Genomic DNA, 15781 nt, shown 5'->3' on the forward strand with positions numbered 1-15781 from the left:
GCATGCTCATTCACCGTATAGCCGCGCAGCTCTACACTGCCGAGGCCTTGCAGACCGTCGAGGCCGGGCTCGACGCCGGCGAGGATGTGACGCTGGCCGTGTCGCAGTCGGGCCGCACGCTTATGGCGGCTGCTCAGTTTGCGCGCCGCCCGCGCCCTACGGTCTACATTGTGAGCGGCGAGGACGCGGCCGATCGCGCCGCGCGCAGCCTGGCCGCCTACGTGGGCCTGGCGCACGTGTGCCGCTTTCCCGAGCGCAAGGACTATCCGTGGCGCGAGCAGGCACCCGACGATGCCGTGGTGGCGCAGCGCTGCGAGGCTCTGGGGCGTATCGTGCGCGGGGACAACTGCATCATGGTTGCCTCGGCCCGCGCGCTGCTGCGTTGCGTGCCGCCAGTCGAGAGCTGCTACTGGGAGTCCACGACCTTTGCGGTGGGCGAGGAGATTCCTTTTGACGAAGTGCCGCAGCGCCTGGTGGGCATGGGCTATACCAATGCCGGCGCCGCCGACGCACCCGGCCTGTTCCGCGTGCACGGCGACACCGTCGAGGTATTCCCCGCACAAGAGAAAGCGCCCGTGCGCATTGAGTTTTTTGGCGACGAAATTGATCGCATTCGCCGTATGGTGAGCTCCACGGGCCAAACCATCGGCAACGAGGACAGCATCGAGATCTTCCCGTGCCGCGAGTTGGCGCTTACCGACGAAGCCGTTCACAACATGCACGTGGCGCTCTATCGCGCAAGCCAGAGCGACAGCAAGCTGGCGGCGCTGCTCGAGATGGTTGATGCGCGCATCGTCACACCCGAGCTCGATCGCTTTTTGCCGGTGATGTACGGCCAGACCGTGAGCCCGTTGGCGCACGTGAGCGGCAAGGCGCTTGTGGTTCTGTCCGAGCCGCGCTCGCTGTTCGACGACTGCCTGCGTGCCTACGAGGATATCGAGGCGCGCGCCGGCGAGGCGGGGATTGACCGCTTGGACGGCCTGTACGTGCGCGCCCAGCAGCTCGACTTTGGTGCTCAGCAGCGCCTGAACTACGTGAGTCTGATCCGCGCCGGCGGTGCGGTTACGGCAGAGCTCAAGATTGAGCAGCCGGCTATCGCAGGCTCGGACAACCGCTTTATGACGCGCGTTCAGGAAGTCGTGGGCAAGCGCTATGCCTGCGTGTTTGCCATTCCCGACCGCGGAGCGCGCGAGTCGATGGAGCTCACCTTTGGCGACGAGGGCATTACCTTTGAGGAGTCGCTGACGGCCGCCCCCGAAAACGCCGGTGTTATTGGCGAGCGCGTACGCGTGGCAGCGGCAGATTCTGCCGACCGTGCTGCCCGCCAGGATGCTCATGCTGCAATTCGCGAGCGCAAGGCCGACGCGCTCAACGCCCGCTCGCTCGAGGCGGGCGCCGCCCAGGCTGCCGCCGGTGCTGCCGTACCCACCATCTCGCGCGGACGCGTGACCTTTGTGGATGCTGCCCTGCCGCAGGGCGTGGTGGTGCCCGATGCCAACCTAGCCGTGTTCTCGATCGCCGATCTCAATGCCCGCATGGACGCCAACCGCGCGCGCAGCCGTCGCAAGGTGGACATTACGCAGATCACGTTTCCGTTTAAGCCGGGCGACTACGTGGTGCACGCTACCCACGGCATCGCGCTCTTTAGCGAGATTGCGCGCCAGGAAGTGGGCGGCAAGGAGCGCGACTACTTTTTGCTGGAATATGCCGACGGCGACAAGCTCTACGTGCCGCTCGAGCAGGTCGACCGCATCACGCGCTATGTTGGTCCCGACGGCGACAAGCCGCGCCTGACTAGACTCAACACCGCCGACTGGACGCGTGCCACCAACAAGGCGCGCAAGAACGCCAAAAAGCTGGCGTTTGACCTGGTCGATCTGTATACGCGCCGCTCGGCGATTACCGGTATCGCCTGCCCGCCCGACACGCCCGAGCAGATCGAGATGGAGGAGAGCTTTCCTTACGACGAGACGCGCGACCAGCTGGAGGCCATCGCCGACATTAAGGCCGACATGGAGGCGCCCAAGCCCATGGACCGCCTGCTGTGCGGCGACGTGGGCTTTGGCAAGACCGAGGTTGCCCTGCGCGCGGCGTTTAAGTGCGTGGACTCCGGCCGTCAGGTCATGGTGCTCTGCCCCACGACCATTCTGGCCCAACAGCACTACGAGACCTTCTTTGAGCGCTTTGCCCCGTTTGGCCTCGAGGTCGAGGTGCTCAGCCGCTTTCGCACGCCGGCGCAGCAAAAGCGCGCGCTCAAGGCGTTTGCCGAGGGCACGATCGACGTGCTCATCGGCACGCATCGTTTGCTTTCGGCCGATGTGAACCCCAAGAACCTGGGTTTGGTGATCATCGACGAGGAGCAGCGCTTTGGCGTGCAGCACAAGGAGCAGCTCAAAAACCTGCGCGAGCAGATTGACGTGCTCACGCTTTCGGCCACGCCTATTCCGCGAACCATGCAGATGGCCACGAGCGGTGTGCGCGACATGAGCCTGATCACCACGCCACCGACCGGGCGCCGCCTCGTGATCGTGCACGTGGGGGAGTACGACCCCGACGTGGTGAGCGCGGCGATTCGCCTGGAGGTGGGCCGCGGCGGCCAGGTGTACTACGTGTCCAACCGCGTCAAGACCATCGACGACGCCGTGGCACGCGTGCACGAGGCCGCGCCCGAGGCGCGCGTGGGCGTGGCGCACGGCAAGATGAGCCCTCGCGAGGTCGAGGACGTGATGATCGAGTTCGCGACCAAAAAGATCGACGTGCTCATCGCCACGACCATCGTGGAGAGCGGCATAGACAACGCGACCGCCAACACGCTCATCATCGAGGATTCGCAGCGCTTGGGCCTGGCACAGCTCTACCAGCTCAAGGGCCGCGTGGGCCGTTCTGCCACGCAAGCCTACGCGTACTTTATGTTCCCGGGCGAGCTGCCGCTCACCGAGGAGGCTACGGCACGCCTGACCGCACTCTCCGAGTTCCAGGACCTGGGCAGCGGCATGCGCATCGCCATGCGCGACCTGGAGATTCGCGGCGCCGGCTCGCTCATGGGCGCCGAGCAGCACGGCAACCTGTCGAGCGTGGGCTTTGACCTGTTTACGCAGATGCTGGGCCAGGCCGTGGCCGAGGCGCGCGGCGACGACGATGCCGGTGTGGAGGCGGCGAGCGTGGGTATTAACCTGCCGGCCGACTACTTCTTGTCCGAGGAGTACCTGCCGGCGGTGGATCAGCGCGTGCTCGTATACCGTAAGCTTGCGGCGGCCGGGGACCTGGAGAGCATCGACGAGGTGCAGGAAGAGACCGAGGCCGCGCATGGCGAGCTGCCGTTGGCGGGACTCAACCTGTTCAATCGCGCGCGAATCCGCATTCGCGGCGAGCGCCTGGGGCTCGAGAGCGTTACGCTCAGCGGCGGTCGCATCACGTTTTTGGGCGTCGACGTTCCCAAGAAGGTGGCCTATGAGCTTAAGACCCGCTATGGCGCGGTGAACTTCCCCAAGAGCCGCAAACTGTCGGTGCCCTACAAGGCGGGCGCCGGCGCGGGCAGCGGCCTGGGTCGCGGTCTCGACGCCAACGACGGCACCGGCCCCGTGGCCGCGGCACTCATGCTGCTGCAGCAGCTGGGCACGTCCGACGATGACTAACGGGTCGACGTTGTAAACGCCCCATTTGGGCAATCTGGTTCCATCGAAAGGAAAGCATGTTCGGGTACATTTATAAGAAAGATGCCGCTGCTATCGCGGTTATCCTTGCCCTCTGCCTGGGCGTGGGCAGTTTCTTCGATTATCAGATCTCGAGCGCGCTGTTCAACATCGGCAGTATGTACGGCCGCTTTATCGAGGCGGCCGGCGAGCTGCCGTTTGAGCTGACGGCGAGCGTCGCGGGCGTTATGCTCGTGCGCGCGGTGCGTCCCGACTCCAGGGGGAGCAAATGGCTCGCCGTGCTCGGCATCCTCGTCAATGTTGGCCTGACCGGCTACGAGATCGTTTCGTCCCTGAGGGTTGGCGGCAAACTCATCGTGGCTCAGTTGGTGCTGACGTTTGTGCTGGCCATCGTCGCCAACCTTATCGTCTATCGCCTCACGCGCACGACCGAGCCCGACGAGCTCACACGCTGGGCGCTCATGGTGCTTGCCGTGTGGGTCGCTCAGGCCATCATCCTCAACGTGATCGTCAAGCCACTGTGGTCGCGCCCGCGCATGCGCGTGATCGAGGTGACGCCGGGGCTCGAGTTTCAGCCGTGGTGGGTGATCGGCAACCCCGACACGCGGGCCTATATTGCCGCCGGTGTAGTCAAGGACGGCTTTAAGTCGTTTGCGAGCGGACACGCGGCGCACGCGGCAATCGGCCTTATGCTCGCCGGGCTTCCCGCAGCGGCCTTTAAGGAAAAGCCGTCGCGCCGTCGTGTGGTCTTTTGGACGGCGGCTGTGGTTGTGGCGTTCGTCGCGTTTGGCCGCATCGTGGTCGGAGCGCACTTTTTGAGTGATGTGAGCTGCGGTTTTGCCCTGGTGCTGGCACTTGAGTGCCTTGCCGCGCGCATTGCCTATCCCAGCGGCGTACAATAGCTCCGTTTGAATCATCTGGCCGATACCCGGTAAGAGAGGATTGCCATGCTCGCGTTTAACAACGATTATTCCCACGGCGCACACCCGGCGGTGCTGCAGGCGCTCGTCGACACCAATATGGAGCCGCAGCCCGGATACGGTACCGATGCACATACCGAGCGTGCCAAGCAGCTTATCCGCGAGGCCTGTCAGGCCCCCGATGCCGACGTGTTTTTTCTGGTGGGCGGCACGCAGGCCAACGCGACGGTGATCGACATGCTGCTCGCGCCGTACGAGGGCGTCGTTGCTGCCGAGACCGGCCACGTCGCCTGCCACGAGGCGGGCGCCATCGAGTTTGGCGGCCACAAGGTGCTCACCATCCCCGGCTACGAGGGCAAGATGCACGCCGAGGACCTTGAGAACTATATCCAGGTGTTCTACGAAAACGAGAGCTACGAGCACACGGTGTTCCCGGGTGCCGTGTACGTGAGCCTATCGACCGAGTACGGCACGCTGTACTCCAAGGCCGAGCTCGCGGCGATTCACGCAGTGTGCCAGAAGCGCGAGATTCCGCTGTTTGTGGATGGCGCCCGCCTGGCCTATGCGCTGGCGGCCGATGAGTGCGACGTTACCCTGCCCGAGCTGGCGCAGCTGTGCGACGTGTTCTACATCGGCGGTACCAAGTGCGGCGCGCTCTGCGGAGAGGCTGTGGTGTTCTGCGGTATGCACGCCCCGGCGCATCCCATTCCGCGTATTAAGCAGCATGGCGCGCTGCTTGCCAAAGGCCGCCTGACGGGTGTGCAGTTTGAGGCGCTCTTTACCGACGGCCTGTATTTTGAGATTGGTCGCCAGGCGATCGAGACCGCTCAGGCGCTGCGTCGCGTGCTGCACGAGCGCGGCTACCAGTTCTTTTTGGAGACGCCGACCAACCAGCAGTTTGTGATTCTGCCCAACGAGGACATGGCCCGCATTCGCGAGCATGCCTCGATTGAGTACTGGGAAAAGTACGACGAGACCCACACGGTGGTGCGCTTTTGCACCAGCTGGGCCACGACGCAGGAGGACATCGACGCGTTGGCGGCTGTCCTGTAGCCTGATGTAGTGACAAGGGGCTGCCCTGCGCCTGAGCTTGGCGCAGGGCAGCCTTTGTTTTTGAGGGGGAAGGGTTGTATGACCGAAATGTCCGAGCCGACGATTCGCCTGGCGACGCCCGACGATGCGCCGGCGTTGCTTGCCATCTATGAGCCGTATGTGCGCCAGACGGCGATTACCTGCGAATACGAGGTGCCGAGCGTTGAGGAGTTCGCCGGGCGTATCGAGCTTACGCTCAAGCGCTACCCGTATTTGGTGATGGAGCTGGACGGGCGTCCGGTAGGCTATGCCTATGTGAGTCCGCTCAACAGCCGCGAGGCATACGACTGGTCGGTCGAGACGTCGATCTACCTGGCGCGCGATGTGCGCCACGGCGGGCTGGGCCGCAAGCTGCACGATGCGCTCAAGCAATGCCTGATCGCGATGGGCATCACCAACATGTGCGCGCTCATCGCCGTGCCGCACGACAAGGACGACGAGTACCTGACGCACAACAGTCAGGATTTCCATGCCCATATGGGATATCGCCTGGTGGGCACCTTCGATCGCTGCGCCCAAAAGTTCGGTCGCTGGTACGACATGTGTTGGATGGAGTTGGTCCTAGCCGAGCGCACGCCCAACCAACCCAAACCAACCTGGTTCCCCGACCTCCCCAAACCTACCATTTAGGGACAGGTTTATTTTGGCAGGTTAGCCGATGGGTTCGGTGTATTTGGCGCGGTCGGTGCGTTGGATGCGCTTGGAGACATGGAGCGGTCGGCCGTCGGTGTCGTAGACGTAGTCGGTGATCAGGATCAGCGCCTGTCCGCGCTCAACGTTGAGCAAAAACGCCTCGTTTTGCGAGGCGTAGCACACCTCAAAGGTCTTATGCCCCTGTGCCGGTGCGCGATGGAACTCCTGTCGCAGCGTGGCGTAGAGCGAACCGTTGATATCGCGATCGATGAGCGTCTCGAAGCTTGGCGGCAGGTAGGTGGTCTCCAGGCACAGCGGCGCGTCGTCCAGGTAGCGCAGGCGGACAAGTTTGACGAGCTTGCTGCCCACAGCGGCGTCAAAGAACTTAGCTATGCTGCCGGCCGCCTTGGCAAAGCCCGAGTCCACGGTGCGCGTGGTGGGCTTCATGCCCTGGCCTTCGACCTGCTTGGTATAGCTCGAAAACACCAGGTTGTTCTCGTGGAGCGCGGGCGTGTCGGCCACAAAGGCGCCACGCCCGCGCTCGGTGCGCACCAGGCCCTCATCAACGAGCACCTTAAGGGCGTGGCGTACGGTGCTGCGTGACAGCCCCGATTCGTCCATGAGTTCCATCTCGGACGGCAGCTTGTCTCCGCGCGCATACGTGCCGGCAGCGATGCGATCGCGCAGCGTGCCCGCCAAGCGCTCGTATTGGGTCAGTTTCTTTTTAGATGTGACGCCCATATTGCCAACCTATATCTAACCTGTATGCTTACCTAAGCAAGCATGTATTTAATAAAACAATAAAACTGCTGGTATCGAGCTACCGAAAACCACAGCAGCAAAATTTCTAAGACAAATATAGCATACAACTAGTCGACATAACCAAAACATGTATGTAACTTGTATGCCTGTGATGAGCATCAAACGAGAAGAAAGGCTGATGCACGATGACCACTCAGGAACAGGTTAAGGATGTCGTCTCCCAGGTTTTGGCCGACAAGGCAGACAAGGGCGGCATCAAGCGCGTCGTGTGGATTGGCGCCGGCGGATCCAACGGCGGTAACTATCCTGCCCAGTACTTTATGGAGCACGAGGCCACGCAGGTCGTGAGCTCCAGCTACACCAGCAACGAGTTCGTGCACGCCACCCCTGCCTACGTTAACGAGAACACCTTAGCCGTCGTCGTGTCCATGCGCGGCACCAAGGAGACTATCGTCGCCGCCCAGGTCGCCAAGGACCACGGCGCCAGCACCATCGCCATCTATGTTGACGAATCCGCCCTCACTGAGGTCTGCGACTACAAGATTCAGTACGACAGCCTGGCCGTCGACGAGTCCTGCATGGGCCGCACCAACTCCGCCGTCGTGACCATGATCGCCATGGAGCTCACGCAGCAGACCGAAGGCTATGCCGAGTACGAGACCGCTATGGCCGCTTTCGACTTGGTCGACCCCATCTATCGCAAGGCCGTCGAGTACACCCGTCCGCTTGCTACCAAGTGGGCCGAGCAGAACGCCGACAAGCCCTGCATCAACGTGATGGCTCAAGGTCCGCTCTTTGGTGCCGCCTACGTCTTTAGCATCTGCAACGTGCAGGAGATGCTACAGATCGACTCCTGCACCATCAACACCTGCGACTTCTTCCATGGCCCCTTCGAGATCCTGGACAAGCGCACTTCGCTGTTCCAGCTCATCAGCGTCGGCCGCAGCCGCTGCAACGACGAGCGCGGCATCCGCTTCGTCAACCAGTACGGTGGCGAGCGCGTCTATCAGCTCGACGCCAAGGAGCTCGGCCTCAACGACATCAAGGACAGCGTGAGCGAATACTTCAACCACCTGATCTTCGCACCGATCCTCAACAACGTGTACATGCGTGCACTCTCTGCCGTCACCCACAAGGACTATATGACGCGCCGCTACATGTGGAAGCTCGACTACTAGGAGTTACGCGGTTTTGCCAAACCGCGTAACGGCTCGACGATGCAAACCCGCCAGAGCGGCAATCTGCCTTTCAACTTCGGCGGCATGACCAGAAGGTCAATGCCGCTTCGCTTCAAGGCACCTTGCTCGCTCTGGCGGGTTTTCGCTGACGTTGCCAAAGCATCGGAGTCGCCTTGGTTCAGATGTGGCAGTTGAGGACGTTCCCTTTCTGCCGGCAGTTGGGGACAGTCCTAGTCGTTGGGTAGTCATTGGGGACGTACTTAAACGACTAGTCATTGGGGACGTTCCTGAATGACTAGTCATTTAAGTACGTCCCCAATGAGTATGTGGGGGAGCAGATTTTTCCGTTCGGCGATTTGTGGCTTGAAAAATGTATATAACGACTATAACGTAGTATGAAACATATTGGAAACAATACCGAGGAGGCTGCGTTGAAGAAAAGCAATCTGGGCTATGTGCTGGTGCTGATCGCCGCGCTTATGTGGGGCAGCATCGGAATCTTTGTAAACGGCATCTCGGCCATGGGCGTTTCGTCCCAGAGCATGGCTGCCTTTCGCTTGTTGGTCGGAGCGCTTATCTTGGCGCCGGTCCTGATGTTTATGGGCTGCCGCCCGGGTGAGGGGTCTACCGTGGCTCAGGGTCCGCTGGCCCTGTTCAAGGCAAGCCCTAAAGAGCTTGTTCCCTGCGCGCTTGTCGGTATCGTCGGTTTGGCCGCCGCCAACACCTGCTATTACGAGTGCATGGGCGAGGTGGGCATGTCCACGGCCTCGGTGCTGCTCTACACCTCGCCGGTGTTTGGCGTCATGCTCGGCCGCATGCTTTATCGCGAGGACGTGACCCCTAACAAGCTCGTTGCCATTGTCTTTAACATCGTTGGCTGTGTACTTGCAGTGACCAATGGCGACCTTTCCGGTTTTCATTTTTCGGTTTGGGGCGTCACGTCGGGTGTGATTGCAGGCCTTTGTGGTGCGTCGCTCGCGGTGTTTAGCCGAATAGCAACCAAGACGGTCCACCCGCTGGCTGTCACGTTTTGGGGCTTTGTTTTTGGCGGTGCGGTTATGGCAGCTATCGCGGCTCCGTGGCCGGATGTCGCCGCGGCAATGTCGCCACAGCTGCTGCTGCTGTTCCTTGGCTTTGGACTCATCCCCACAGCCGTGGCTTACATCTTATATATGCAGGGTCTGTCCATGGGGCTCGAGACGTCGAAAGTTCCCGTCGTAATGTCATTCGAGACAGTTGTCACCGTACTGCTGGGCATTGGTGTCTACGCCGAGCCCGCCGGCGCGATCAAGGTCCTGGGCATCGTGCTGGTGCTCGCGTCCATCCTGATCATGAATACCGACTTTTCCAAGCTGCGCAACAGTGTGTTTGTCGGCCATGTCATTGAGAGCATGACCTTTAAGCCCAACGCGTGGTGGACGGAGAAATCGCAGGACATGGATCTGTTTAAGGAACGCACCGGCATCGCGCTGGAGCCCACCGTACAGGAAAGTCCCTGGTACTTCGTGCGATAGGGAATTGCGTGCGGCATCCGACCTGGGGTTATCCAGCCAGTGTCCGCTTATCCAGCCCCAACGTTTCGAGTACGTTAAACCCGTAAACGGTCGATTTTTAACCGCGAACGGTCTTTATACTAATCATCAATATAAGTAGCGTATAAGACGTTATAATGACCATAACGAGAAGGAGGAGGCAAGATGAATCAGATCATTCTCGCATCTCATGGCGGCCTGGCCGCAGGCGCCAAAGACACGCTCGAGATGGTTCTCGGCGACGTGTCGAACGTCCACGTCGTGTCGCTTGCTCGTGACGACAAGGAGCCCATCACCAATAAGGTGGACGCCATGATCGCCACGTTCAACGCGGACGACACCGTCTATGTGCTGACCGATATGCTCGGCAGCTCGGTCAACAACAGCATGGTCGAGCTTTCCAAGAACGGCACGAAGTTCACGGTTGTCAGCGGTTTCAACATCCCGCTGGCGCTCACGCTCGCTATGAGCCCCGCCCCCGTCAAGGGCACCGAGCTCGCGGCCCTCATCAACGAGGCCCGCACTGGTCTGACCAACCCCAACGCACCGGTCGAGGCCGTCGCGGCTCCCGCCAAGAAGGCCAAGGCGTCCCGTCACAGCTCCGGTCCCGCCAAGATCGTCCTCGCACGTCTTGACTACCGTCTGCTGCACGGTCAGGTCGTCTTTACCTGGACCACCAAGGTTCAGGCTGAGCGCATCATCGTCGTCGACAACGCTGCCGCCAACGATGACATCAAGAAGGGCGCTCTTAAGCTGGCCAAGCCCCAGGGCGTGCGCCTGAACGTCTTCACCGTCGAGCGTGCCCTCGCCAAGATGGACAAGCTCAACACCCTCGGCGAGCGCGTCATGTTCGTCTTTGGCAACACTGCCGAGATGCTGCAGTTCTGCCAGGGCTACAAGCTCGACGCCATCAACCTGGGCGCTACCGCCAACCACGACGGTGCCGATCAGGTCGGCGGCAAGGACAGCTCCGTCTTCTTCGACGCCACGCAGAAGGCCGACATCAACCAGCTGCTCGACATGGGCATCAAGCTCTATGTCCAGCAGACCCCCACGTATCAGAGCGTCGACATCGACGCCAAGCTGTAGTCAACCAGGCTTTTGCCTGACTGAAAGGAGAAGGGTATGAATACGTTCATCAGTGCGGTGCTCGTCGGCCTCGTCGGCGTGTTCTGCATGTGGGACTCCCGCCTGCTCGGTCGTCTTAACTTCGAGCAGCCCCTCGTTGGCGCTACGCTCGTCGGTCTGCTGCTGGGCGATGTGCCCACCGGCCTTGCCGTCGGTGCCGCCGTCGAGCTCGTGTCCATGGGCCTGGTGCAGGTCGGTGCTGCCGTTCCGCCCGATATGGTCCTGGGCGGCATCGTGGCCGCTGCCTTTGCGTGCCTGACCGATGCTTCCGCCGAGACTGCCATGACGATCGCCATCCCGGTCGCCGTCCTGGGTCAGCTCCTCGGCATCGTGTTCCGTTCCATCATCGCCGCCCTCACCCATGTGGCAGATAGCGCGATCGATAACGGAAAGTTCAAGACTGCCTACCGTATGCACATCTGCGTCGGCACTGGTCTGTACGCCGTCATGTACTTCCTGCCGATCTTCCTCGCCGTCTTTGTTGGCACCGACCTGGTTCAGGCCATCGTCAACATGGTCCCCGAGTGGCTGTCCACTGGTCTTAACGTTTCGACCAAGATCATGACCGCCTACGGCTTGGCCCTGCTGCTCACCATGATGATCAAGAAGGGTATGACTCCGTTCCTGTTCATCGGCTTCCTGCTCGCCGCTTACCTCAACCTGTCCGTCATCGCGGTCGCTCTGATCGGTGTGTGCCTGGCTGTCGTCTTCATGGGCTTCAAGTTCAACGGTTCCCATGCAGCCGCCGGTGTCGATTCCGACTACGATCCGCTCGAAGACGACGAAGACTAAGGAGGAACACACTATGGCAACCGCAACCAAGGACGTGTCCCTGAACAAGAAGGTCAGCCAGTTCTTCTGGCGCTCCTGGGCCATCCAGGCCTCTTGGAACTACGAGCGTCAGATGAACATGGGCTTCCTCTATGGCATGGTTCCCACGCTCGATCGCCTCTATCCGGATGAGTCCGACCCCAAGCAGCTCGCTGCCAAGAAAGAGGCTTACCGCCGTCACATGGCGTTCTACAACTGCACTCCGCAGACGAGCGCTTTCGTCCTGGGCCTCGCCGCCTCCATGGAGGAGGAGTACGCCAAGGATCCCGAGAACTTCGATCCCGATTCGATCAACGCGGTCAAGACCTCCCTCATGGGCCCGCTTTCCGGTATTGGTGACTCCTTCTTCCAGGGCACCATCCGCGTTATCGCCTTTGGTCTGGGCGTTCAGCTGGCTCAGCAGGGCTCCATCATGGGCCCGATCCTGGCCATGCTCATCTCCATCGTGCCTTCCGTGCTGATCACGTGGTTCGCAGCCAAGATGGGCTATCAGGGCGGCCACGAGTACCTGAGCAAGCTTCAGGGCGGCGACCTCATGGAGAAGCTCATGTATGTCTGCGGCATCGTGGGTCTTATGTCCGTGGGCGGCATGATCGCAACGCTGATCGGCGCCACCACCCCGCTGCAGTTCGCTGACGGCACCGTCGTGATCCAGGACATCCTGGACGGCATGATGCCCCAGATGATTTCCCTTGGCCTCACCGGCCTTATGTACTGGCTCATCAAGAAGAACGTCAACACCGGTTGGCTTCTTGTGATCGCCATCGTGGGCGGCATCGCCCTCTCCGCGGTCGGCATCCTGGCCTAGTCGCGCCCAAGCGTCTAACCGTTTTTCCCGGGGAGCCTGCCTGGCATCCCATACCCCAGGCAGGCTTCCATCCCTAAATGTGTCAAAGGGACAGTCCCTATGTCACATCTTCAATGGGCCGGCGACTCGGTCCAAATCACGGTAATCCTGCGCACGTCCGGCAAAGTGGCGCCGCAAAAATCGAAAGGAATGTGTCAGATGTACGAGATCGACCTTAACCTCCCTAAGCAGATCGTCGCTGACGTCCTGTCCAACCACGAGATCCACAGCGTCGCCTTCGTTGGCTGCGGCGCTTCCATGTCCGACCTTTACCCCGCCAAGTACTTCCTGGCCAACAACACGGACAAGCTGAACGTTCAGATCTTCACCGCAAACGAGTTCAACTACGACACGCCCTCCTGGGTCAACGAGCACACCTTCGTGATCACCTGCTCCCTCGGTGGCTCCACGCCCGAGACCGTCGAGGCCAACAAGACCGCTAAGAAGCACAACTGCCCGGTCGTCTCTCTCACCAACAAGGCCGGCTCCGCTCTGACCGTCGACGCCGACCACGTCATCATCCACGGCTTCCACGCCAACTACGCTGCCAAGTGCGAGAAGCCCGGCTACGCCATCGCTCTTGCTCTCGAGATCCTTCAGCAGACCGAGGGCTATGACCACTACGAGGACATGATCACCGGCCTCACCAACGTCTTCGAGCTCTGCGAGAACGCCGCTCAGTCCGCCAAGGGTCTTGCCAAGCAGTTCGCTCAGGACTTCAAGGACGACAAGATGATCTACTTCATGGCTTCCGGTGCCTCCGAGAAGATGGCTTATTCTCACGCCGCCTTCCTGTTCACCGAGATGCAGTGGATCGACGCCGCTGCCTACAACACCGGTGAGTACTTCCATGGCCCGTTCGAGGTTTCCACCGAGGGTAAGCCCTACGTCTTCTTCATGTCCGATGGCGCTACCCGTCCGATGGACGCCCGCGCCCTCACCTTCCTTAAGCGCATGGGCGCCAAGGTCGCTGTGATCGACTCCAAGGACTACGGCCTGGCTGACGCCGTGCCCGCGAGCGTCGTCACCTACTTCAACCCGCTGCTGCACCTCGCCGTTATGCGTGAGTACGGCAACCAGATCGCCGAGGCCCGTCAGCATCCGCTGACCATGCGTCGCTACATGTGGAAGCTTTCCTACTAATCACAAGTAAGTAGACCTTACGGGTTGATTGAGAGGGGATGGGGTTTTCGCCCCGTCCCCTTTTTTGCTTTGGGGGGCGTGTTTGTCGCGCCGCAAACCCCAGATAAAACCTACCAAAATAAACCTGTCCCTTTTTGGCAGGTGGAAGGAGGAGCGTATGATCAAGGCAGTGCTGTTTGACATGGACGGCGTGCTGGTCGATACCGAGTGGTTCTACAACCGTCGCCGCGTGGCGTTTATGGAAGAGAAGGGGTTCCACTTTGACGAGATCCCCGACCTTTCGGGGTCTAACGAGCCGGCCATTTGGAAGTCGCTGGTACCCGACGATGTTGAGCTGCGTGAGCGCCTGCGCGTGGAGTACAAGCAGGTCTACAGCCCGCACCACCCCGTTCCGTATGCCGAGCTTCTCAACGAGCAGACGGAGCCGGTGATGCGTGAGCTGCATGAGCGCGGCGTGAAGTGTGCCATCGCGAGCTCGTCCTATCGCGAGCTGATCGACGAGCTGGTGGAGATTGCCGGCATCGCCGACGTGCTGGACTACACCATCAGCGGTCACGAGTGCAGTGCGTTTAAGCCCGACCCCGAGATCTACCAGCGTGCTATGGAGGCGCTGGGGGTGGAGCCTGCCGAGTGCCTGGTTATCGAGGATTCGCCTCTGGGCATCGAGGCTGGCAAGCGCTCTGGCGCCCGCGTCCTGGCGCTGCGTCCGCACGAGGGCGTCAACCTGGACCAGTCTGCCGCCGACGTTGTCATCGACAATCTGTGTGACATCCTACCTGCCATTTAGGGACAGGTTTATTTTGGCAGGTTTTATCTGGGCAAATGCCGAATTCGCCGTGAAGGGATCGCTCTCTTCACGGCGTTTTTCTTTTGAGCGGCCTCACGGTCCTTCTGATGGTTGTCGAGAGAGGGTGAATTGAGGCGCCCCCGCACGCTCCATGCTACAATCGCGGGCATGCCCCACAACTATATCTGCCTTCGAAAGGAGCCTGCGTGGCGGATGCCATCGATCAGCTCACGGACCGCGTGCTCGTACTCGGCCGCCTCACCATCGTCCGCCGTGCCATTACTGCCGTGGCAGTCACGGTCTCTGCCGTTCTCCAGACATTCCTGATCCAGGCGTTCATTTGGCCCGCTGACCTGCTTCCGAGTGGTCTTACCGGCGTCGCGGTCCTTCTCGATCGCGTTACCTCGCTAGGTGGCGTTCACATCGACATCTCGCTCGGTATGCTCGCACTCAACATCCCCGTGGCGCTCCTATGCTGGAACGGCATTAGCAAGCGCTTCGTCATCTTCTCGATGATGCAGGTCGTGCTCTCGTCGCTGTTCCTCAACGTTTTTCACTTCGCTCCATTTTTGGGCGACAAGATCATGCTCATCATTTTTGGCGGCGTGGTCTCGGGCCTGGGTGCTGCCATCGCGCTTAAGTCCGGCGCATCCACCGGCGGTACCGACTTTATCGCGTTGTGGGTCTCCAACCACACGGGCAAGACCATCTGGGGCGTCATCTTTGGCTTCAACTGCTTTATCCTGGCAATCTTTGGTTTTATGTTTGGCTGGGACAAGGCGGCGTATTCCATTGTGTTTCAGTTTATTTCGACCAAGACCATCGACAGTTTCTATCATCGCTACGATCGTGTGACGCTGCAGATCACGACGCGTAAGGCAGACGAGGTCATGACTGCCTACGTAAACCATTTTCAGCACGGCATTAGCTGCGCCGAGGTCGTCGGCGGATACAGCCGCGAGAAGATGTACCTGCTGCACACCGTTGTCTCGACCTACGAGAGCCAGGACATTATCAGGCTGGTATGCGAGGTTGATCCCGGCGCCGTGATCAACGTGTTCCACACGCTCAACTTTGTGGGCGGTTGGTGGGGCGGTCATGTCGACGAACCCATGCCCACGGCCGTTCCCGATCCCGACAAGCCCGCACGCATGGCCAGCAGGCAGGTGCGCCTCAGCGAACAGGACAGCCTGCAGCAGGACGACGGCAAGTAAGGTATTTGGCATTTTGCCGGCTCTGCTCAATCCTGTCCCTTTTTGGTAGGGAGGGTGTATC

General features: G+C 60.8%; 13 protein-coding genes. 12 read left to right on the plus strand and 1 reads right to left on the minus strand.

Features of this window, described 5'->3' with window-relative positions; all coding sequences use genetic code 11:
* Positions 1-2: 2 nt before the first annotated feature.
* The 4 genes from mfd to ACQRAJ_RS04500 all read left to right on the plus strand — a co-directional run bounded on the left by mfd (position 3) and on the right by ACQRAJ_RS04500 (position 6295).
* Positions 3-3635: a transcription-repair coupling factor gene (mfd, locus tag ACQRAJ_RS04485; protein WP_427747830.1), complete on the plus strand. Its 3633-nt coding sequence runs from the start codon at positions 3-5 to the stop codon at positions 3633-3635.
* A gap of 56 nt (positions 3636-3691) precedes the next feature.
* Positions 3692-4555 (plus strand): phosphatase PAP2 family protein, encoded by an 864-nt coding sequence (locus tag ACQRAJ_RS04490; protein WP_427747831.1) that lies wholly within the window; start codon positions 3692-3694, stop codon positions 4553-4555.
* 45 nt (positions 4556-4600) lie between these two features.
* Entirely contained in the window at positions 4601-5626 is a 1026-nt protein-coding gene (locus ACQRAJ_RS04495; protein ID WP_427747832.1) for a threonine aldolase family protein, read from the plus strand.
* A gap of 78 nt (positions 5627-5704) precedes the next feature.
* Complete coding sequence (locus tag ACQRAJ_RS04500) at positions 5705-6295, plus strand: N-acetyltransferase family protein (protein ID WP_427747833.1); 591 nt, start codon at positions 5705-5707, stop codon at positions 6293-6295.
* A gap of 21 nt (positions 6296-6316) precedes the next feature.
* Here the strand turns inward: ACQRAJ_RS04500 and ACQRAJ_RS04505 are convergent, their stop codons facing one another.
* Positions 6317-7039, minus strand: coding sequence for a GntR family transcriptional regulator (locus tag ACQRAJ_RS04505; RefSeq protein ID WP_427747834.1), 723 nt, complete (start codon positions 7037-7039; stop codon positions 6317-6319).
* Between the two features lie 206 nt (positions 7040-7245).
* Between ACQRAJ_RS04505 and ACQRAJ_RS04510 the strand changes: the two genes are divergently transcribed.
* The 8 genes from ACQRAJ_RS04510 (at position 7246) to ACQRAJ_RS04545 (ending at position 15720) form a co-directional block, all read left to right on the plus strand.
* Positions 7246-8238: an SIS domain-containing protein gene (locus ACQRAJ_RS04510; RefSeq protein WP_427747835.1), complete on the plus strand. Its 993-nt coding sequence runs from the start codon at positions 7246-7248 to the stop codon at positions 8236-8238.
* 431 nt (positions 8239-8669) lie between these two features.
* The gene (locus tag ACQRAJ_RS04515) at positions 8670-9752 is read left to right on the plus strand and encodes a DMT family transporter (RefSeq protein ID WP_427728920.1); all 1083 of its coding nucleotides are present in this window, start codon (positions 8670-8672) and stop codon (positions 9750-9752) included.
* A gap of 183 nt (positions 9753-9935) precedes the next feature.
* A complete protein-coding gene (locus ACQRAJ_RS04520) occupies positions 9936-10859 on the plus strand; it encodes a PTS mannose/fructose/sorbose transporter subunit IIAB (RefSeq protein WP_154518543.1) in 924 nt (307 codons plus the stop codon).
* Positions 10860-10895: 36 nt separating this feature from the next.
* Entirely contained in the window at positions 10896-11690 is a 795-nt protein-coding gene (locus tag ACQRAJ_RS04525; protein WP_154518546.1) for a PTS mannose/fructose/sorbose/N-acetylgalactosamine transporter subunit IIC, read from the plus strand.
* 13 nt (positions 11691-11703) lie between these two features.
* Positions 11704-12537 carry a PTS system mannose/fructose/sorbose family transporter subunit IID gene (locus ACQRAJ_RS04530; RefSeq protein WP_427728924.1) on the plus strand — a complete coding sequence of 278 codons (834 nt, stop codon included), beginning with the start codon at positions 11704-11706 and terminating at the stop codon, positions 12535-12537.
* Between the two features lie 198 nt (positions 12538-12735).
* Positions 12736-13719 (plus strand): SIS domain-containing protein, encoded by a 984-nt coding sequence (locus tag ACQRAJ_RS04535; protein ID WP_427728925.1) that lies wholly within the window; start codon positions 12736-12738, stop codon positions 13717-13719.
* 157 nt (positions 13720-13876) lie between these two features.
* Complete coding sequence (locus ACQRAJ_RS04540) at positions 13877-14506, plus strand: HAD family hydrolase (RefSeq protein ID WP_427728927.1); 630 nt, start codon at positions 13877-13879, stop codon at positions 14504-14506.
* Between the two features lie 206 nt (positions 14507-14712).
* A complete protein-coding gene (locus ACQRAJ_RS04545) occupies positions 14713-15720 on the plus strand; it encodes a YitT family protein (RefSeq protein WP_427719479.1) in 1008 nt (335 codons plus the stop codon).
* Positions 15721-15781: the final 61 nt, after the last annotated feature.

Origin of the sequence: Collinsella sp. SGI.184, assembly GCF_050313415.1 — a bacterium.
Classification (GTDB): Bacteria; Actinomycetota; Coriobacteriia; order Coriobacteriales; family Coriobacteriaceae; genus Collinsella.